The sequence below is a fragment of the Mariniplasma anaerobium genome (assembly GCF_016865445.1).
GTDB lineage: Bacteria > Bacillota_I > Bacilli_A > Acholeplasmatales > Acholeplasmataceae > Mariniplasma > Mariniplasma anaerobium.
Window position 1 is genome coordinate 1,738,579 of sequence record NZ_AP024412.1, and the last position, 21,203, is coordinate 1,759,781.

Genomic DNA, 21,203 nt, shown 5'->3' on the forward strand with positions numbered 1-21,203 from the left:
GATACGCATAAAACTAAATTGTTTCTTCCTGTTTACAAGACGATTTTATGATTTAAATATATTTAACAACTGAATATTCTTATACACGACTTCTTTTCCGACACGTTCTGAAACAAGAAAACCTTCTTTTTCTAATGCTTTTAAATATTTGGTTGCTGTTGGTCTTGAGATATGCAATTCGTTTCTAAAAAATTCGTTTTTCGTATATAAATACCCAAATAAATGATGAACCAGTTCTTCAGAATAAACATCTTCTAATCTTCTTTTCATTTCAACTTTTGTCATATTAATCAAATCATTGATTCTTAAGATCAAATCAATCGTGTATCTCGATGTTTCAATGACTGCTTCAAGAATAAACATTACCATTTTGGTAATACTCGTAATATCTTCATTACATTCCTTTAGAAGTTCATAGTACTGATTCTTGTTTTCGATGATATATTTACTCAAATATAATATTGGACTCTGAATTTTATTTTTTAGTACCAGATATAGAATATTTAATATTCTTCCTGTTCTTCCATTTGCATCGTAGAAAGGATGAATACTTTCAAATTGATAATGAATGAGTGCCATATTAATTAAAGGATCATAATCATTTTCTGTATTCATGTAGTCTTCAAGATTTTTAAGTAGTTCTCTGATCTCAATTTCATCTTGTGGAGGTATATGGACAATCTCATTCGTGTCCATATTCATAATGACAGTTCCAGGAAGTTTGCGAATGCCCCCTTTATTTGGTTCAACTAATTCTTGAATTCGTACTATAGAGTTTGTACTTATGAATTTTTTACTATTTAATTCTTCATATCCGTATTCAATTGCTTTCTTATAATTCAAAACTTCTTTTGAAGCTTTGCTAACGGTTGCTTTAGATACTAGTTCTTTATAGATATCTTCATATGTAGTGATGATATTTTCAATTGCTGAAGAATCTTTTGACTCGCTCACATTGATTAAGCTCAAGATTAAATTAGGATTAGGAAGAATATTAACTAATCCTTTCAATTCACCAATACTATTATTGGCTATATTTAATTTTTTTAGAACATCAATGGTGTTTAGATTGACTTTAAATGGTAGTGTGTTCAGTTTTTTCATGTTCTCTCCTTGAGGAAAGATTTTTATATTTTCTTTCCTTGATTACATTATAGCATAAAGGTCTTTACACGTCAACGCTTCGAGGAAACTATTTTTATTTTTCTTTCCTCGTTTTGTTATCTTGTATGTTTTCTTGTATGTTTTTATTAGCAAGCTTCCTGTTCTTTTTATCTATAAAACTATTACAAATGCGATTTGAAACAATCAATTGTAATTTCACAACGAAATTTCAACCAGTTCGATAGATACAATTTTTTGAATCATCCCGTTGAGAATGTCAGCCGTGAAATAAGAGATAAAAAATGATAAATCATAATCCTCAATCGCAATATACTGAACTCCTTCTACTTAGAAAGCTTTTAATTTTACAATATTAGGTATACGATATATATTCAATCTGATTATTCAATTCAATGATGTAATAATAAGGTTTTGATAGTACATCATTTTTAAACTCAAAATATCAAAATTATTCATAAGGGTTTGTTGTTGCTATTTCACACTAGCCCGTATAAACTCATATATTTAACCCTTCGAAACATGATTTCACTCAAAAAATACCCTAAAAATGTATAAAAAAAGCGATAGTATACATCGCATTTTCATCTCTACTAAGGGATATATAGATAATTTTTCAGGATAGTAATGGTGCCGAAAAAAAGACACGGACCTACGACTCAACACTCATCTCTCCTATTTAACTATCACTTCGTATACTTATCGATCCATACAACATCACTTTCATCAAATTTCATCTTATCAAACATTCTCTTTGATGCTTCATTTTCTCTACTTGTCATTGCTGCTACATACTCAATATCTTTATCCTTCAACCAATTTTCTATATATTTAATCATTAAACTTCCTATTTTTTTTCTTCTAAATTCTTCTTTTACGTGGATTTCATTAATCCAAAAATAATCTTTTCCCGATTCAATTCCTGAACAAATATTCCCAAAAATAAACCCAACTGGTTCTTCTTCTTCATAACAAACTTCAAGAATTGCTCTTTTATGACCCACAAGTGCATTTCTAAGTGACTGATCAATATCTCTTATTGTTTTATCTACTTTTATATCTTTCATTTGTTTTTGCAATAATAATATAACTTGATCTATCTTTTTAATATCATCATATAAATTAAAAACTACTATTTGACTCATATATGTTCCTCGTAATTCCAAAAATAGTTAATTAATCATTTTGTTGCTTTTTAATGAACTAGTTTAATATTTATATCAAAACTGTTTTCTCTTTCTTCTAGGACTCACATAAACACTTAAAGCTTTTTCAATAGTTCTAATTTCTATATTCCCTTTTTCTGCTGCTTCTCCATCTGCATTCCATAAAATATTATCATCAGTTTCAATCTTAAAATGCTTTCCAACCAAATGGAAATCTTCTCTTAATTTCTTTCCGCCTCTAATGAAAGATGATGCTAATCTAAATCTTCTAAATCTTCTTCTACTTGTAAATACTCTGATTTCAAATAACCCATCATTTAATTTACTTTTAGAAAAATTAATTAATCTCATACCACCAACACGATTTGAACTCAACCCCAAAATCATCATGCAATCAGTTTCTAATACCTTACCGTCACATTCAATGTGACATGGATAATTATATTCTTTAACAAAATCTCTCATTGCTTCAAATACATATGCAAGATATCCATATTTTTTAATCTTTCTTCTTGAGACATCATAACTAATTCTAGATAGAACACCGCTTGCTGCGGTATATACAAAATATCGATCATTCATTTGATTGATATCCATTAAAACAGGTTCATGTTTCATATACATTCTAAGTGCCAACCATAGCCATCTAGGTACACCTAAAATAGCCGCAATATCATTTGCAGTGCCACATGGAAGTATAGCTAAGGATGGTCTTATTTCAGATTTCATCATCCCATTAACAACTTCACTTATGGTTCCATCTCCACCTGCAACTAAAAAAACATCATAATCTTTTGCATGATGCTGAGCCTTTAATTCTAAATCTCCCGCTTTTTTAGATTCATATATGTCGATTTCTAAATTTCTTTTGTCAAAAAATCTTTTTATTTGTTTAATCTTTTTTTTAAATTTTGATCTACCACTTACAGGATTATACATCAATAAATATTTCATAATTTAGCCCCTTTATGCTATTTTATCACATTGCAAAAAAATAACAAAGAGTCTATGTCTCTTTGTTATAATATATTGCAATATCCTTTTACTAACAATCTACTTAAATGCTTTGATAAAGCCCAATCACTTTAATATCATATAAATCTTTGAGTTCTTCAAATACCGTTTGAATATATACATACTCTTCTGATTTAGCTTCTAATTCAATTAAAAAATGATAAGTTCCAATTTCTTTTTTAGTTGGTCTAGACATAATAGATATTAAATTGATATTTCTATCTGAAAATACTTTTAGAATATCATATAACAATCCCGGTCTATCGTTTTTAGGTGTAATCACAAGTGTAGCTTTAATATCTTTATCTTTAGCATATAGCTTAAATTCTTGTTGCTTGTTTTTAATCACTAAAAATCTTGTGTGATTAACCATTTCATCTGCAACATCTTTTATCACAAACACTTCATCTTTAACCAAGTGATTAGGAATGATTGCTGCTGAATCTTCATCTTTCTGATACATATCAAAAGATGTAACATTGCTATCAGTAACAATGATATCTATATCTTTATGAGTACTTAAGAATTTGAGGCATTGATTTTTTGTTGCATATTGTACATAAATTCTTTTAATATCCTTTAGAGCTTTATGGCTGACTAGGCTAAAAGTTATATCAAGCTTGACTTCGCTATCAATCAAATACCCAAATTCTAATAAAAGATCAATATGCTGACCAATGTAGCCTTCTAATGTATTTTCTATAGGAAGAATGCCAATACCTACTTCATCAACTAATTTCATAACCTCTCTAATGTTAGAAGCGTATATGTGTTCTAGTTCTTGATTTGTCTTATTTTCAAATAAGCTACAAGCTTCATCTGAATATGTATGTTTTGGACCTAATACTGCTATTTTTTTCATATGCATCCCTCATTTTAAAAAATAAAAAAGACCTATTCATCTATTTTACACGAAAACATTATCATGTCCAATAGTAAAGGTCTTTTTTATTATTTTTAAATGTGAATAGGTTTATCTATTGCACCATGAGCAGCTTCCATTACAATTTCTGATAGGGTTGGATGTGGATGAACGGTATTTGCTATTTCATAAGCGGTACCTTCCAATTCCATTGTTACACCAAGTTCAGCTATCAAATCTGATGCATTATATGCAAGAATGTGAGCACCTAATATTTCTTTATATTTTTCACTGACTAATAATTTAATAAATCCATCTTTTTCATTATCAGCTAAAGCTTTTCCACTTGCCATAAGTGGGAAAGTAGATGATCTATATTTAATATCTTTTTCTTTTAATTCTTTTTCAGTCATACCAACAGATGCGATTTCTGGAGATCCATAAACTGCATTTGGCATTCTCATATAGTTCATACTCTTATCATGACCTAAAAGATTTTCAACAACAACTAATCCTTCATGTGAAGCCACATGAGCTAACATATATTTACCATTGACATCGCCAATTGCATATACATTTTCAATATTAGTTCTTAATTTATCATCTGTAAGTATTGCGCTTCGTTCCATCTTAAGATTAAGTGCTTCTAATCCTTTAGTATTGGCTCTCATACCAACACTGACTAAAATGCTATCCGCTTCGACTTCTTGTTCTTTGCCTTCAAGTTTATAAACAACTTTTTTACCTTTAACAGAACTAACTTCAGCATTAACAAAGATATCGATACCTTCACGCTTTAATATTTTTGTGTAAGATGTTCTAATATCTTCATCCATCATAGGTAATATACCATCAAGTTTTTCAATAATAGTAACTTTAGATCCAAGTGAACTAAATATTGTAGCAAACTCAACACCAATCACACCACCACCAATAATGACTAAATTTTTAGGTGCTTGTTCTATTTGCAACATTTCTCTTGAAGTTCTTGCAAATCCTTTTTCATAAGCATCTTTTAATCCATCAATAGGTGGAACAATTGGAGAAGCTCCTGTAGCTAAAATAAGATTTTTACAAGTTAATGTTTCACCATTAACTTCTACCTTATCTTTTGCTAGAACAGTACCTAGACCATTATATACATCAACACCATTTTTCTTAAGAAGTCCAGCAACACCAGTTGTTAATTTTTTAACAACTAAATTCTTTCGCTTCATCATCTTAGACCAATCATAGCCAATAGCGCCATCAATGGTAACTCCATAATCAGATGCATGTGTTAATGTTTTATATACTTTAGCATTTTTTAATAACGTCTTAGTTGGAATACACCCATGATTTAGGCAAATACCACCTACGACTTCTTTTTCAATCAATGCGACTTTTAGATTGTTTTGCCCTGCTTTAATTGCAGCAACGTAACCCCCTGGTCCACCGCCTAATACTATAATATCGTAATTTTTCATATGATCACCTTCTAACTTAATAATAACATCATTGGGTCAGATAATAAAGACTTAATTTCATTTAAAAATCTTCCTGCATCTGCGCCATCAATGACTCTGTGATCAACTGCTAGAGATAATGGTAGAACATAACCTATTGTTAACTCATCATTTATAACAACTGGTTTTTTCTCAATCTTACCAATTCCTAATATGCCTACCTCTGGATGATTGATAATTGGTGTTCCATATGCAACGTTTGCTGCCCCAAAATTAGTAATACTAAATGTTGTGTTTTGTAGTTGTGATAATTGGATTTTACGATCTACAGTGTTTTTTGCAACTGTAGATATTTCTTTAGCAAGTTCTAAAATACTCATTTGGTCTGCATCTTTGATATTTGGCACGATAAGGCCATCTTTCGTATCTACAGCCATTCCAATATTATAAAACTTCTTAACAATCATTTGTTCGTTTTCTTGATCAAAACTAGCGTTAAACCAAGGGAATTTCTTTAAAGCAAGGATAGTTGCTTTCATCACAAATGCCATATAAGTTAATTTAATATCTTGAGCGGCAGCTTGTGCTTTAACCTTTTGTCTTAGTTCTACTAATTTATCTACATTGACTTCGTCCATTAAGACTGTATGTGGAATAACTTGTTTAGAAATAGTCATACCTTTAACAATAGCTTTTCTTAAACTTGTAATCTTAACTAATTCAACATTGCCTTCACTTGATACCTTAACATTAGGCATACTATAAGATTGTGAGCTAGCTGCTGGTTTTTGAGAAGCTTGCTTAATATCTTCTTTTAAGACTCTTCCATTTTCTCCAGTACCAGAAACTGTATGAATATCAACACCTAAGTCTTTTGCCATTTGTCTTGCAACTGGTGTTGCAAGAACTTTTTTATTTTTAGAAACTTCTTTTTTAGCACCACTATGTTCATTAGATGATGCCATGACATCTGATGAAACTTCAATTTCACCAATAACACCTTGTGGTTCATCTTCTTCTTTTTCAGAAACAGCTGTTTTCTTAGGTTCTTCTTTAACTTCTTTTGGTTCTTCTTTTGTTTCTACTTTTTCTTCTTTACCAGCTCCACTACCATCATCAATCATAACAACAGTTTGGCCAACATGAATTGTGTCGCCTTCTTGTGCGCCTAATTTAGTAATAATACCATCAACAGGGGAAGGTAATTCAGCATTAACTTTATCTGTTTCAACAACAACTAAAGTTTCTCCTTCTTTTACACTATCTCCTTGTTTAAAATTCCATTTTAATATAACACCTTCATGAATGCCTTCTCCGACATCCGCGAATTTAAAATCATACATAATAAGACCTCCTTAAAATCTAGCTACTTTTTTGATTTGATCAGCTATTCTTTCTGGTTGAACAAAATGAAACATTTCACCTTTTGCAAGCGGAACTGTAATATCAAAACCAGTAACTCTAGTTGGTGCAGCTTCTAAATACAAGAATGCTTTTTCATTTACTAACGAAATAAGTTCAGCACCAGGTCCATAAGTTTTAACAGCTTCTTGAACCACTAAAAATCTTCCTGTTTTTTTAACTGACTCAATAATAGTTTCTTCATCTATTGGATTAATTGTTCTAAGGTCAATAAGCTCTACACTGATGTTTTCATTTTCAAGTAACTTAATAGCTTTTTCAGCTTCTCTCATCATAGCGCCCCAAGCAACAACAGTGATATCACTGCCTTCTTGAACAACCTTAGCTTTTCCAATAGGTATTCTATACATTTCTTCAGGTACTTCTTGTTTACCTGAACGATAAATCCTTTTTGGTTCCATAAAAATAACTGGATCTGGATCTTCTATTGCAGAAATCATAAGCCCTTTAGCATCATAAGGTGTTGAAGGGAAAACTACTTTAAGTCCAGGAATATGTCCAAGTAGTGTTTCAATAGATTCACTATGGTGTTCTAAAGCTCTAATGCCTCCACCAACAGGGAATCTTACAACAATTGGAAGACCATGTTTTCCACGAGTTCTATTTCTATATCTTGCCATATGTGTAACAATTTCAGTATATCCAGGGAAAACAAATCCATCAAATTGAAGTTCAGCAATTGGACGAAGTCCATTAATAGCCATGCCTACAGCGTTACCTGTAATTGCAGCTTCTGCAATAGGGGTATCAAAAACTCTATCGACTCCATATTTCTTTTGGAGACCTGCAGTTACTCTAAATACACCACCTTCATAGCCAGCATCTTCTCCATATACTACAACTGATGGATCATCAGCTAATTTTTGGTCTAATGCTTGATTGATTGCGGTTAATAAATTAACTACTGCCATGATTATTTGCCTCCTTCTTCTAAAAATTTCTTATGTGTTTCATATTGTTCTTTTAATTGTGGTGTCATTTCTTTATAAGTATATTGGAATATGTCTAATAAATCTTCTGTTCCAGATTGTTCAACTTTCTTAAATGTTTCACCAACAAATTTAGTTTGTTCAGCTTCTAATGCTTTATCTTCTTTTTCACTCCAATAACCTTTATCGATTAAATATTTTTTAAATCGAATCATTGGATCTCTCTTTTCCCACATTTCAACTTCTTTATCTTCACGATATAATGTTGGATCATCTGATGTTGTATGAGGTCCTAAGCGATAAGTATAAGCTTCAATTAAAACTGGTCCTTTACCACTTCTAGCATATTCAATAGATTCTTTCATGGCTACATACATAGCTAAAATGTCATTACCATCAACTTGCATACCAGGAATACCAAAAGCAACAGCTTTTTGAGCTAGTGTTTCTGCTTTTGTAGCTTTTTTTCTAGGTGTAGAAATAGCATATTGATTATTTTGAATCATAACTACTAAAGGTAGGTCAAATGAAGATGCAAAGTTAAGTCCTTCATAAAACTCACCATGTGAAGTCCCACCATCACCAATAGATGCAACAGCAACTTCATTTTTCTTTAAAATCTTAGATGCATAAGCAACACCTGATGCATGGTTAATTTGAGAACCAATAATGATATTAATAGGTAGCACTTTAACGCCTTCATCAAAATGACTTCCCCATTCATTACCATACCAATAAAGATAAATTTGTTCTAAAGTAACACCTCTATAAAGCATAGCATTTAATTCTCTAAACGCAGGAACAAACCAATCTTGTTCTTGCATTGCAGCAGCAGCACCAACTTGTGCAGCCTCTTGGCCTTTATTTGGAGCGTATGTAAGCATTCTGCCTTGTCTTTGGTACTGTAATGCTTTTGTATCTGCAATACGTCCTAAAGCCATAGTTTTGTACATATTTAATAGTGTCTTTTTATCAATGTCAGGTTCTAATTCTTTATTAACAATTTTGCCTTTTTCATCTAGAATTGATAATCGTTTTTTCTTAAGCGGATCATAGTCTTTAAATAACATGTCTTCGCCCTCCTTTATTTACACGTATATTATACTTGAGCATAGTTTTTAATACAAAAGTTATGCTTAAGATGAATACGTACTTTTTAGTATATATATTTATCCCTTTAGATAAGCCATAATTGTATTTATAAAACTTATATTTAAATAAAAAAGGAGGATACTATGTATCTTCCTAATTTTCATAAATCTATTATATTTTTTTATATCTATTTTCTTTTTTCTAGGTTCTTTTGTAAAAGCAATACCATTTCTCTTAATGTTTTAGCTGCAACAGCAGTTGAAGCTCCACTAGGATCTAACATTGGTGATAATTCTACAAAATCAGCAGCAACCAAATTGTTTAATTTTTCAAATTGATCAAATGCCCATAATAGATCTTTATACTGCATTCCACCTGGTTCTGGAGTCCCTGTTCCAGGGAATACTGATGGATCTAAAACATCAAGATCAATCGTGATATAAACAGGGACATCTTTTAATTGCTCACAAACTTTATCTAAGCCTTCAAAATCAAATTTTCGTTGGAAAATATGTCCGCTTTCTTCTTTGGCCCAATCAAATTCTGGTTTTTCACCACTTCTGATACCAAATTGGAAAATCTTTTTATCACCGACAAATTTATGAACATGTCTCATAAATGTTGCATGTGATAATTCTCTACCAAAAAAGTTTTCTCTTAAATCTGTATGTGCATCTAAATGTATAATATGCAAATTCGGATAAGATTCAAAAACTGCTTTAATCACTGGATAGCTTACTAAATGTTCACCACCAACCATCATTGGTACTTTGTTATCCTTTAAAATAGTCTTAGTCGTGTTATAAACGATTTCTAAGGCATCTTCTACAGCGCCAATAGGTAAATCTAAGTCTCCAACATCAGCGGTCTTAAATTCATTTAAGTCGCGCTCTCTATAAGGGGAATACCATTCAACTCCAATTGAGTCAACTCTAATAGCATTACCTGCAAAACGTGTTCCTGGTCTAAAAGATGTTGTCGCATCCATAGGTACACTAAATATAACTACATCTGCTTCTTCATATGTGCTTTTACAACTTTGGAATGATAAATCTACTTTATTCATCTTCATCTTCGCTCCATTTCATCCAATACTCTTTATCAATAATTTTTATATATCCACTTTCTGTATCACTTAATATAACTGATCCACTTCTTTGATAGAATTCTAAGTCATCTAAGATATCTTGACTAATAATCTCACCTGGAATAACAATGGGTATACCTGGTGGGTAGATCATAATAGATTCAGCAGCAATCTCATCTACAGCTTGAGCAATAGGCATATATTTCTTTGGTGCATGATATGCCTCTCTAGGTCTTGTGTAAGCTTCAGGATAACTGTATTTAATCTTAGGTGCAATCGGTTCAAGATGCATACCAATATAAGTTTCGCTGATTTTAGTTAAAGCTTCTACTAATACATCTAAATCTTTTTGTGTAGTCCCTATAGATAATACTGCTAAGACTAAATGCGTTTCGGCTAATTCTACTTGAATTTTATATGTATCTGATAATTCTTTATAAACATCAAATCCTGTGAGCCCTAATTCAGAAACTTTAATAATAATTTTAGTCTCATCATAGTTAAAAGCATTTCTAGATAAAAAATATGCTTTGCCTAATGCTTTTAATCCAGGGATTTGATTGATTTGTTCTCTTGTTTTTTTTGCCATATCTATCAATTCAGGTAATTGTTTCGGTCCTTTTTGATAGATTGATTTTCTTGCGATATCTAAACTTGCTAAAAGTAAGCTAGATGGGGATGTTGATTGAATCATATTAATGGTAGATCTTAATCGCATATGATCAACTCTTGGACCTTGTGCAATTAAAATTGAGCTTTGCGTTAATGATCCTACAGTTTTATGTAGCGAGCATGATGCAAGATCTGCACCAGCTTCCATTGCACCTATAGGAAGTTTATTAGAGAATGGAAAATGTGATCCATGTGCTTCATCTACTAAAACTTTCATATCATATTCATGAGCAAGTGTCACAATTCTTTCTAAATCACTTGTAACTCCAAAATATGTTGGGTTAATAACTAATACACCCATAGCATCTGGATTTTCGATAATCGCCTTTTTAACTTCTTCATAATCCATATGATTAGCGATACCCAATTCTTGATCAATGTATGGTTTTACAAATATAGGAACAGCCCCACTTAAAATAAGTGCGTTAATAGCTGATTTATGTACATTTCTAGGTAAAATTATTTTTTCTTTAGCTCTACACGTGCTCATAATCATAGATAAAATACCCATGGTCGTCCCACCGGTCAAAAAATAAGATTTTTCTGCACCGAAGGCATCAGCCATAAGTTCAGTTGCTTCTAATATAACACCTTGGGGCCTATTTAAATTATCCATGCCCCTTGGTGCGTTTGCATCAAGTTTAAATATTTGTTTTCCGGTATAATCCATCATATCGTTATCAATTTGTCCAAGCTTGTGACCTGGTACATCATGACAAATTGCTCCACTATCAGCGTATGCTTTTAGTTTTGTATAGAATGGTGTTAGGTTATGATCTTTTTCCATTTAAGTACCACCTTTCAAAACATTACTATTTTAACACTTTTTAAATAATAATCATATCATAATATGTTTTTTTCTAAAAATACATAAATCTTTTTAAATTACAACTTAAATGTTATAATAATTATAAGTGAAAGGAGAATTAAAAAAATGAATTTTAACATATTATTATCACAAACTTTAACAAACTCATTTCTTACGGCTGCAATCGTCCTTGGGATTGTTTTAGTTCTATTTATAGAAAAAAAATTATTAAAAAATGAAGAGACTGTAAATAAATGGTTTGTTGCGGTTATTTATATCATTACATTTGCATTATTGATATCTGCTATCTTGGGAATGTTTGCTTTATGGGGATATGATTTAGCTCTTTATGTAGAAAATACTTTAAATAATCTTGCTTTAGGTTTAGCTGATAATTTAGGACGCATTATATCTTCTACAGTTGTAATTGTTTTAACATTCTTTATTATGAAATTTAGTAAAATTGCATTTGTAAAGATAGGTAGAAAAGAAGGTCGCTCACAAAGACGAAGAAAAACTGTTGGTAAACTGCTTTCTTCAGTAACTAGATATGCTGTTGGCATCATTGCAATCGTCTCAGTTTTATCCATATGGGGAGTTAATGTTGGTCCTGCACTAGCAGGTCTTGGAATTATGGGTTTAGTTATCGGTCTTGGTGCTCAAAAATTTATCAATGACTTGATCTCAGGTTTCTTTATTATCTTTGAGCAACATTTTGATGTTGATGATGTTATTGAAGTTCAAGGGTTTAAAGGTGTTGTGACTAGTATCGGTTTAAAAACAACTAAAATCAGAAACTGGAAAGGCGATGTGAAAATTCTTGCTAATGGTGACGTGACAAATATTACGAATTATTCAAGAAATCTTTCAATGGCTATTGTTGAATTTGGAGTTGCTTATAAAGAAGATATTGGAAAAGTTGTTGAAGTGTTAACAGCTAATCTTCCAAAATTCAAGGTTTTATATCCAGTGATTGTCGAAGAACCTATAGTTTCTGGTGTTATCGCATTAAACTCATCAAGTGTTGATATAAGAGTTATCGCAAAAACTTTAAATGAACAACATTATGGTATTGAAAGAGCTTTAAGACAGTTTATTAAAACGCTCTTAGATGAAAATGGTATTGAAATTCCATTCCCACAAGTTGTTGTACATCAACCAAGTCCCAAAAAATAAATAAAATATAAAAAGCCAGCGACTAAAATTTAGTCACTGGCTTTTTTTGTTATTTTTATATTACTTAGCTGAGCACTTAGGTGCATATGCACACCGAGAACATATACTCTCATCCTTATGTTTAATCATATGATAAACAATTCTTCCAACAAAAAATCCTATCACAATTAATATAATTAAATCTGTTAAAGTAAATGTCATAATACCACCTCAAATATATGTAAGAACTGATAAACTAATGTTGCCATTAACCAAGCTATGCCAGTTTGGAAAAAAACAGCTTTCCACATTCTCTTTGTTGTTCCTAGTTCTCTTCTCATCGCACCGATTGCTCCAAAGCATGGTGCACTAAATAAATTAAATACCATAAAAGCATACGCAGATGCTGGTGTGAAAAAACTAAAGGCTGCACTATTAAAAATGAATATGCCATCATTTACTTGTTCTGAATTTCCAGCAATGATTGCCATAGATGCAACAATTTGTTCTTTAGCTACTAAACCTTGTATAGCAGAAACAGTTGCTTCCCAACTAAATGTTCCTAAAAATGGATAAAATATCCAAGAAAACAATTTACCTATACCTGCAAGCATAGATGCTGATGATTCGATTCCATATTCTAGTCTAAATGAAAAGTTCAATAAAAACCATACTGCAATCGATGCTATTACTATAATCGATCCAGCTTGTTTTACAAAGGCAAACACTTTATCAAATACATCTTTAAATATATATCGATAATTTGGTAGTTTGTAATTTGGTAGTTCTAGAATAAAACTTGTTGTTTTACCTTTAAACAAAATTGTCTTCATAATTAATGCTGATAAAATAATAACAATAACTGCAAAGAAATAAAGAGATACACTTACCAATCCTGAATAATCACCAAAGAAATAACCTGCAAATAAAACGATAATTGGTAATTTTGCACTACATGGTACAAATGGTGTTAACAAAATTGTCATCTTCTTTTCAGTTTCATCGTGAATTGTTCTCGCTGACATAATCGCTGGAATACTACATCCACTACCTATAATAAAGGGGATCAAAGATTTTCCTGATAACCCTACTTTTTGAAATACTTTATCTAAGAAAAATGCGATTCTACTCATATATCCAGTTGTTTCTAAGAAAGAAATTAATAAAAATAAAATAGCTAATTGTGGTAAAAACGATAAGATAGCACCAACCCCGGCAAAAATTCCATCGACGACTAAACTCTTAGACCAAGCTGAAGCTCCCCAGACGTCTAGTCTTTGTGACATCCATAGACTAAAAATATCCATGTATTTAATTACAAAATTTACAGTCGCAGATCCAACAGGACCAGCTGCTAGGTAATACACAGAAAACATAATCAAAATAAAGATAGGGATTGCTAAAAATCTATTTAAAAATATGCGATCTAACTTATCAGTAACAGTCATGTTTTGCTTAGATGATTTTATAGACTCATCTCTAATGTTTTCGATATATCTATATCGTTCATCTGCAATGATTTGTTCCATGTCCCTATTGTAAGTCATACAAAGTGTTTCTACTATTTTTTTTGAACCATTTTGATGAAATTCTTCAAAATCTGGATCATTTTCAATAAGCTTAACAGCTATATATCTTTCATGATCGTGCTTGATTTCAGATTCTATTTTTTTTAGACAATCTTCTAACTCGTGATCATATATATGCGTATAATTATTCTTTCTGTATGCTTGTGATTTAATCACTTGAATTAAATCGAACACTCCAGTCTTCTTTAATGCAGATATAGGAATCATAGTTGTATCAAGTTTTTCTTCTAAATACTTATAATCTATATCAATGCCTCTTTGAAGTGCTATATCACTCATATTAAGTGCAACAATCACTGGAATATCTAGTTCTAATAATTGTGTTGTTAAATATAGAGATCTTTCTAGATTTGTAGAATCTATAATGTTTAAAATAAGATCAACATTATCTTCAAATAAATATTTTCTTGAGATTTCTTCTTCAATCGTATAAGGACTTAAAGAATAAATCCCAGGTAAATCAATAATATCAAAATCTGTAGATCTTATGCGACCTTCTTTTCTTTCAATGGTCACACCAGGCCAATTCCCGATTTTTTGATTATGTCCAGTTAAGAGATTAAAGAGCGTTGTTTTCCCGGAATTTTGGTTTCCTATTAAAGCGACTTTCATGAAATCACCTCAACATCTATTAGACTTAAATCTTTTTTTCTAAGACAAAGTTCATAGCCTCTAAGCTCAATATCATAAGGATCACCAAGTGGCGCAATTCTTTTTATTTTTATTTGAACGCCTTCAGTTATCCCCATATCTAATAATCTTCTTCTTAGGGCTTTATCTATTGTATTAAGTTTTACAACTTTAGCTTTTTGTCCATGCGTAAGGTCAGCTAATGTCGCAAGATCATGTTTTTTATATATTTTTCTTCTTGCCATAAAATTCGCTCCTATAGTAATGCTTCAATTTCATTATAATTAAATGATATTAATAGTCAAATGATATCGTAAAGATTATAAATACGTTTATAAAAAGAAAAGATGTACATGAGTACATCTTATCAATTAAACTTATCATTTATTAACTTTTACATTTTTCTTTATATACTTTTTTTTGATCATACATCATGAAATCTAAGTGTTCAAAAAAATCATTTATATCATTGTGTTTCTTTTCATCAAAAACACCTTTACCCATAGAATAACTTAATTCAAATGGGAGTTCAGTTGATTGATTGAATTTAACAAATTCCTTATCAATTCTTTTAATGATATCATTTATAATATCACGCTCTTCACTGAATATGATAACAATAAATTCATCGCCACCAACTCTAAATACACAATCTTGTTTTCTAACAGATGCTTCAAGCATTTTAGATGTAGCAATTAGTGCTTCATCTCCAAATTTATGACCATTATCATCATTGATTTTTTTGAAATCATTGATGTCAATCATAATCCCTGATATCTCAACATGCTTTAATTTATTGTTTTTTAATTGTTTAACCCTAAATTCATATTCTCTTCGGTTAAATAATCCTGTTAAAAAATCAGTATTCGTGATTTTTGATTGAATATAAATATATACCAATAATTGTGAAATAACCAAACTATTCCAAACAAAATTCATGTCTTTAAAAAAGATTAAGAAAATTCCAGAAATTAGAGGTGGTACCCCAAAAAGCATCAAAGTTATATATTCTTGTTTACGAATGGTGTGTTTATTATTATATATATGAATCATTGTATACATTAATACAATGGTTGATAAAGCAATTGTTATAAAGAAATAGCTTCCTCTAGAAAATACATTTTGATTATTAATATTAAAGATAAGGTCATATTTATAACTAGCCATAACAAGTATTAGATTAATAATGATGATTACACTTGGCATAATAGAGATTTTAAATAGTCTATTTTTATCTCCATAAATTGTAAGATCTACGTAAATCAACCATAATAATGCGATTGCTGGAGCTAATACATAGTATAATCCTACACTTACATAAAGCATAATATTTGGAATAAGTGATGTATTCGCACTTGTAAGTATAATAATTGAATCAAGCACTATACAAGCTATATTGAACCAAATCAAATATAAAAATACCCTATTAAGATATTCTTTCCAATTAAGTTGCCTGATTAAACTGATATATAAAATTGCTAATATGATGATTGATAGTACGTTCTTTTGAATTTCAATATACAATTCGCATCACCTCAACACATGTCATTATAACACAAAAATTATAAATAAAAACTTCATTTTTATGTCATATTTCTTAATCTTATATGTATACATATTTAAAGCTGGTCCATATCCTGAACATATTGCTTAATATTAAACTTTCTTTCTAATCCTTTGTCATTCATATATCTTAATTTCCCAAAGATTTTTCTTTCAGTCCACGCACGATCATGTTTACCAAAACACCATGCTACACCAGCATAGCTATTTGGATCTCTACCATCAATAAAATACTTATTATTTAAATATAATGTTGTCTCATAAGCTTTTTTAAATGATGGAGACCATTCAATGATTTTTTTAGCCCAATACATACGCATATAATTATGCATATATCCGGTTTTCACCATTTGTTTCATTGCTGCATTAAAATATATATCATGTGTCTGGTAAGATTCTAAAGTCTCTAAATCATATAAATAGTCTTTATGATCAAACTCATGTGCGTTCATACTTTGATAAGCCCAATTTTCTGTCATCGTTTCAAATACATCATATCCTTGGCGATAAAACACATAATTAAAAGCTAATTCTCTTCGAATTAAGAGCTGTTCTATGTATTGATCAAAAGTTTCACCTTTAAGTTGTCCTTGTTCTAAGGCTAAGTACAATCTTTCTAAAAGTTCTAAACTAGAGATTTGTCCAAAATGTAGATACATACTCATTAAGGATGTATAGTTTGTTGATGGATCACTGCTTTCTGGATAGTGATCTGATTTTTCTTGGATAAAAGTAGAAAACAAATGTGATGCTGCTTGGTATCCTCCATGATAATAAGAACTTTTAGGGACACTATGATCAATATCCATTTTTTGAATTAAATCATCAATATTGCTTAAATCATCATCACTTATGATATCAACCAATTTTTTATTATCTATAATACTTAATTTCTTAAAATCTCTAAAGGATTCATATAATCTCTTTATTTTAGGTCTAATTGTATATGCTCCATATTCTGATTTGTCAGATGCAATATGAACCGGTACTATAAGATCTGTGTCCACCATATCAATTAACAAATCTTCGTTATCTGTTAATTTATGAAATAAGTCTTTTCTCCAAGCTCTTTGTATTTTAAGATATGCTCTATCCATAATTAATGCTTGTGCATCATTTAATACATCCATGACGACTTCTTGAGGTTTTCCAAATCTTAACACAAACGTTATATCTAATTTAGTTAATATCTCTTTAACTTCTTTTAATCCATCAAGCATGAAGGCATAACTTCTCTCATTTGCATCTTTATACGTATCATCAAGTCCAAAAAAGCACACAAGAGGCAATTGGTATAGATTAGCTACCTTGATTGCATGATTAAGCGCATGATTGTAATGTACTCTTTGAGATTGCTGCATCCAATAGACTACATATTTTTTGTTTTGATTAGTTTTTCCATCTTTCAAATGTAATAATCGATTTTTATTCATAATTCTCCTTAAGAAAATATAATGTTTAAGCTTATTAGTTCTACAGAAAATATATTTTATCTATATAAATATTTTAACATAAATAAATTAAAAACTTTATGTTTACCTAATATTTTATCTATCATGATGATACTTTAAAAATGAATAATACACACCTATATATATATAGGTATAAAACTTAAGCTTATTTAGAATGTAAATAACTACATCTTTATAAATTAACATGATATAATAACAATATATTATAATGGAGGTTATAAATAATGGAAAAAACAGCTTTACAAAAACTCAGAAAATTTAATCTAATTATGGGGGGCATACACTTTATCCAAGGTGTCTTAATGCTCATCTTAGCTTCAACAGTTATTCAAACAATTGGTCAATTTAAACCAGTTATAACACAAAACTTTCTACAATATAATCCAGTAACAGAAACTTTGGATTTAGTAAGTTCAAATATATTTGAATTACCATTTGGAGTATTTGTAGCAATATTCTTATTGCTATCAGCAGGTGCTCATGCATTGATCGCAATACCTAATAAGGTAAATGCTAAATACAATTCAGATTTAAAAAAAGGTATCAACCAATTTAGATGGTTTGAATATGCTTTAAGTTCATCTGTCATGATCGTATTAATCGCTACACTATTCGGTATATATGATATTGCATCTCTAATATTAATTTTTGCTGTTAATGCATCTATGAATTTATTTGGTCTAGTTATGGAACAATTAAATGCAAGACGTGAAGAAGGCGAAAAAATTATATGGGGTCCATTCATTTGGGGATCTATCGCTGGTTTAGCACCATGGGTAGCAATTCTTCTTTACATGTTTGGTACTGGTAATTACGACCAAGTTCCTTGGTTTGTATGGGCAATCGTTGGTACATACTTCGTAGCATTTAATACATTCCCAGTTAATATGGTATTACAATATCTAAAGGTTGGAAAATGGAAAGATTATCTATATGGTGAAAGAACTTATATCGTATTAAGTTTAGTTGCCAAGACAATTCTTGCATGGTTAGTTTTATTTGGAGCAATGCAACCTTAAGAAAAAAATCAAATAAAAATGCTAGGTTAGCCTAGCATTTTTTTATAGGAGTTTATATCATGTACTTTAAAAAAATAAATCATCCAGAATTCTTTCAAGGCAATAGAAAGAAAAATAACTATTTTGAAGGTTGGTATTATAAACTTGTTAGTCCTGATTTAAAAACAAGTATTGCATTTATTCCTGGTATTAGCATTAACAAAAAGGATCCTCATGCATTTATACAAGTTTTCTTATCAACTAAACATCAACTAGTCACGCACTATATTAGATATCCTAGTGATAGCTTTACATATAGTCATGATCAATTCATGGTTCAAATAAGCAATCAACTTTTTACTAAAAATGAAATTGATATTGATATAGATGATAAACAAATCAAAATCCAAGGGAAAATAAAGTTACAAGATCATGTCCCTTTAAAAAATAGTTTATATGCTCCTAATATCATGGGCCCATTTGCATATATCCCTTTTATGGAATGTAACCATGGGGTCATCTCGATGCAATCCTTTTTATCAGGTAGCCTTAAAATCAATGATGAAACCATTGATTTTAACCAAGGAAAAGCATATTTAGAAAAGGATTGGGGTAAATCATTTCCTAGTAAATACATTTGGCTACAGTCTAATCATTTTAGTGATATAGATACTTCTATTATGTTTTCTTACGCAACTATACCTTTTATGGGTCTTTCATTTAAAGGATTAATTGTGAATTTAGTCTATCATAACAAGGAATATAGATTTTCAACATATAACTTTGCTAGAATATTAAAAAAAGAGGTTTTAGATAATTCAATCTATTTTATCTTAAAAAATGGTCAGTATAAACTTCATGTTCAAGCAAAAAAAGATAGAGAGATTGAACTCAAATCTCCTGCATTTGGTGTGATGAGTCAAACAATTAAAGAAGGTTTGTCTGGTATTATTGATATAAAACTTTATAAAAATGATAAACTTATTTATGAAGATACTGGCTATCAAGCTGGTATAGAGGTTATGATGTAGATAAAAATATTATTATTCGTAACAAAAAAAGCCCCACTCATTAATTTTGAGTAGGGCTCTTATTTATTAAACTAGAAGCGACATTGTAACCAAAACGATTATAATAAGTAGTTCAATAACAAAAATATACATTTTTCTTTTTTTCATGTCTTTATCCCCCAAATATTATTTCTTTCTTTGGCTTTGTATAAGGTATTATATCATAAAATAACAACCCATTAAGTCCAGATCTCTTACTTATTTATTACGCAATTAATGAAGCAAGTGCTATAGAATAAAACTTAGATTCTGTTGAATCTGCTCTAGATGTTAAAACAATAGGTCTTTTCCCACCAACAACAACTGACGCACTCTTTGCATCTGCTAAGAACATCATACTCTTATAAAAAACATTACCAGCTTCTATTTGAGGCATTACGATCATATCAACATCACCTGCAACGTTACCTTTAACACCTTTATGTTCCGCTGCTTCTTTGCTAATCGCATTATCAAGTCCAAATGGACCACCTACTATGCAACCTGTAATTTTACGTTCTTGATTTCTTTTAACAAGTTCTACTGCATCAACAGTTGGTTGCATCTTTTCATTAAGTTTTTCAATTGCTGCGATAATACCAACCTTAGGATTAGAAATACCTAGTTTATGGAATACTCCAACACCATTTTCTATGATTTCTTGTTTCTCATCAACATTAGGATACATATTCATTGCACCATCTGTCATCATGAGTAATTTATGATAGTTTTTTAATTCAAATAGCGATACATGAGATAATCTTCGAACTCCTTTAAAAGCAAATTCTTCTTTCAAGACTGATTTTAAAATAACTTTTGTATCTACATAGCCTTTCATTAAAACATAGCCTTCATTCTCACTTGCCAGTTTAACTGCATAATCACATGCTTTATCATGTTCCATTTCATCAATGATTTCATAATAATCTTCATTGATTTTTAAACTTTCAAAAAGCATAAGTATGATTTCTTTATTCCCAATTAATATGGGTCTGACAATATCTTCAGATCTAGCCATTTCAACTGCCTCTAAAACATGCTTATCATCAGCACATGCGACAACTAAAGTTTTTAAATCACCATCTTTTGCTTGTGATATTAAATCTTTCATATTTTTAAACATCATAT

The 21,203-nt window shown here is 30.4% G+C and carries 18 protein-coding genes; 3 read left to right on the forward strand and 15 right to left on the reverse strand.

Translation table 11 applies throughout. The features are described 5' to 3' along the window. Positions 1-45 precede the first annotated feature (45 nt). The 10 genes from MPAN_RS08340 to MPAN_RS08385 form a co-directional block, all read right to left on the reverse strand. Positions 46-1,104 carry a Fic family protein gene (locus MPAN_RS08340; protein WP_176239395.1) on the reverse strand — a complete coding sequence of 353 codons (1,059 nt, stop codon included), beginning with the start codon at positions 1,102-1,104 and terminating at the stop codon, positions 46-48. A gap of 704 nt (positions 1,105-1,808) precedes the next feature. Further along, positions 1,809-2,267: a GNAT family N-acetyltransferase gene (locus tag MPAN_RS08345; protein WP_176239396.1), complete on the reverse strand. Its 459-nt coding sequence runs from the start codon at positions 2,265-2,267 to the stop codon at positions 1,809-1,811. Positions 2,268-2,342: 75 nt separating this feature from the next. Continuing rightward, positions 2,343-3,242, reverse strand: coding sequence for a diacylglycerol/lipid kinase family protein (locus tag MPAN_RS08350; protein ID WP_176239397.1), 900 nt, complete (start codon positions 3,240-3,242; stop codon positions 2,343-2,345). Between the two features lie 103 nt (positions 3,243-3,345). Next, positions 3,346-4,164: a prephenate dehydratase gene (locus MPAN_RS08355; RefSeq protein ID WP_176239398.1), complete on the reverse strand. Its 819-nt coding sequence runs from the start codon at positions 4,162-4,164 to the stop codon at positions 3,346-3,348. A gap of 95 nt (positions 4,165-4,259) precedes the next feature. Continuing rightward, complete coding sequence (gene lpdA / locus MPAN_RS08360) at positions 4,260-5,630, reverse strand: dihydrolipoyl dehydrogenase (protein WP_176239399.1); 1,371 nt, start codon at positions 5,628-5,630, stop codon at positions 4,260-4,262. A gap of 11 nt (positions 5,631-5,641) precedes the next feature. Further along, positions 5,642-6,952 (reverse strand): dihydrolipoamide acetyltransferase family protein, encoded by a 1,311-nt coding sequence (locus tag MPAN_RS08365; RefSeq protein WP_176239400.1) that lies wholly within the window; start codon positions 6,950-6,952, stop codon positions 5,642-5,644. 12 nt (positions 6,953-6,964) lie between these two features. After that, complete coding sequence (locus MPAN_RS08370; RefSeq protein WP_176239401.1) at positions 6,965-7,942, reverse strand: alpha-ketoacid dehydrogenase subunit beta; 978 nt, start codon at positions 7,940-7,942, stop codon at positions 6,965-6,967. A 2-nt stretch (positions 7,943-7,944) separates the two neighbouring features. Then, positions 7,945-9,030, reverse strand: a complete 1,086-nt coding sequence (gene pdhA, locus MPAN_RS08375; protein WP_176239402.1) for a pyruvate dehydrogenase (acetyl-transferring) E1 component subunit alpha — start codon at positions 9,028-9,030, stop codon at positions 7,945-7,947. Positions 9,031-9,239: 209 nt separating this feature from the next. Further along, the gene (gene speB / locus MPAN_RS08380; RefSeq protein WP_176239403.1) at positions 9,240-10,124 is read right to left on the reverse strand and encodes an agmatinase; all 885 of its coding nucleotides are present in this window, start codon (positions 10,122-10,124) and stop codon (positions 9,240-9,242) included. Beyond that, positions 10,111-11,598 (reverse strand): aminotransferase class I/II-fold pyridoxal phosphate-dependent enzyme, encoded by a 1,488-nt coding sequence (locus MPAN_RS08385; protein WP_176239404.1) that lies wholly within the window; start codon positions 11,596-11,598, stop codon positions 10,111-10,113. Before MPAN_RS08385 ends, speB begins: the two co-directional genes overlap by 14 nt. Positions 11,599-11,745: 147 nt before the next feature. On the opposite strand from MPAN_RS08385, the gene MPAN_RS08390 reads away from it, so the two are divergent. Continuing rightward, complete coding sequence (locus tag MPAN_RS08390; RefSeq protein ID WP_176239405.1) at positions 11,746-12,795, forward strand: mechanosensitive ion channel family protein; 1,050 nt, start codon at positions 11,746-11,748, stop codon at positions 12,793-12,795. Between the two features lie 197 nt (positions 12,796-12,992). Here MPAN_RS08390 and feoB read toward each other — a convergent pair whose 3' ends face one another. The 4 genes from feoB to MPAN_RS08410 form a co-directional block, all read right to left on the reverse strand. Further along, the gene (gene feoB / locus MPAN_RS08395) at positions 12,993-14,975 is read right to left on the reverse strand and encodes a ferrous iron transport protein B (RefSeq protein ID WP_176239407.1); all 1,983 of its coding nucleotides are present in this window, start codon (positions 14,973-14,975) and stop codon (positions 12,993-12,995) included. After that, positions 14,972-15,238, reverse strand: a complete 267-nt coding sequence (locus MPAN_RS08400; RefSeq protein ID WP_176239408.1) for a FeoA family protein — start codon at positions 15,236-15,238, stop codon at positions 14,972-14,974. Before MPAN_RS08400 ends, feoB begins: the two co-directional genes overlap by 4 nt. 142 nt (positions 15,239-15,380) lie before the next feature. Next, positions 15,381-16,517 (reverse strand): GGDEF domain-containing protein, encoded by a 1,137-nt coding sequence (locus MPAN_RS08405; protein ID WP_176239409.1) that lies wholly within the window; start codon positions 16,515-16,517, stop codon positions 15,381-15,383. A 95-nt stretch (positions 16,518-16,612) separates the two neighbouring features. After that, entirely contained in the window at positions 16,613-17,989 is a 1,377-nt protein-coding gene (locus MPAN_RS08410) for a deoxyribodipyrimidine photo-lyase (RefSeq protein ID WP_176239410.1), read from the reverse strand. A 263-nt stretch (positions 17,990-18,252) separates the two neighbouring features. On the opposite strand from MPAN_RS08410, the gene heR reads away from it, so the two are divergent. Together heR and MPAN_RS08420 are read left to right on the forward strand one after the other, a co-directional pair. Further along, entirely contained in the window at positions 18,253-19,047 is a 795-nt protein-coding gene (gene heR / locus MPAN_RS08415; protein ID WP_176239411.1) for a heliorhodopsin HeR, read from the forward strand. A 59-nt stretch (positions 19,048-19,106) separates the two neighbouring features. Further along, positions 19,107-20,057, forward strand: a complete 951-nt coding sequence (locus MPAN_RS08420; RefSeq protein ID WP_176239412.1) for a tocopherol cyclase family protein — start codon at positions 19,107-19,109, stop codon at positions 20,055-20,057. A 244-nt stretch (positions 20,058-20,301) separates the two neighbouring features. On the opposite strand, the gene MPAN_RS08425 is transcribed toward MPAN_RS08420, so the two are convergent. Then, positions 20,302-21,198: a bifunctional enoyl-CoA hydratase/phosphate acetyltransferase gene (locus MPAN_RS08425; protein WP_176239413.1), complete on the reverse strand. Its 897-nt coding sequence runs from the start codon at positions 21,196-21,198 to the stop codon at positions 20,302-20,304. Between the last annotated feature and the right edge of the window lie 5 nt (positions 21,199-21,203).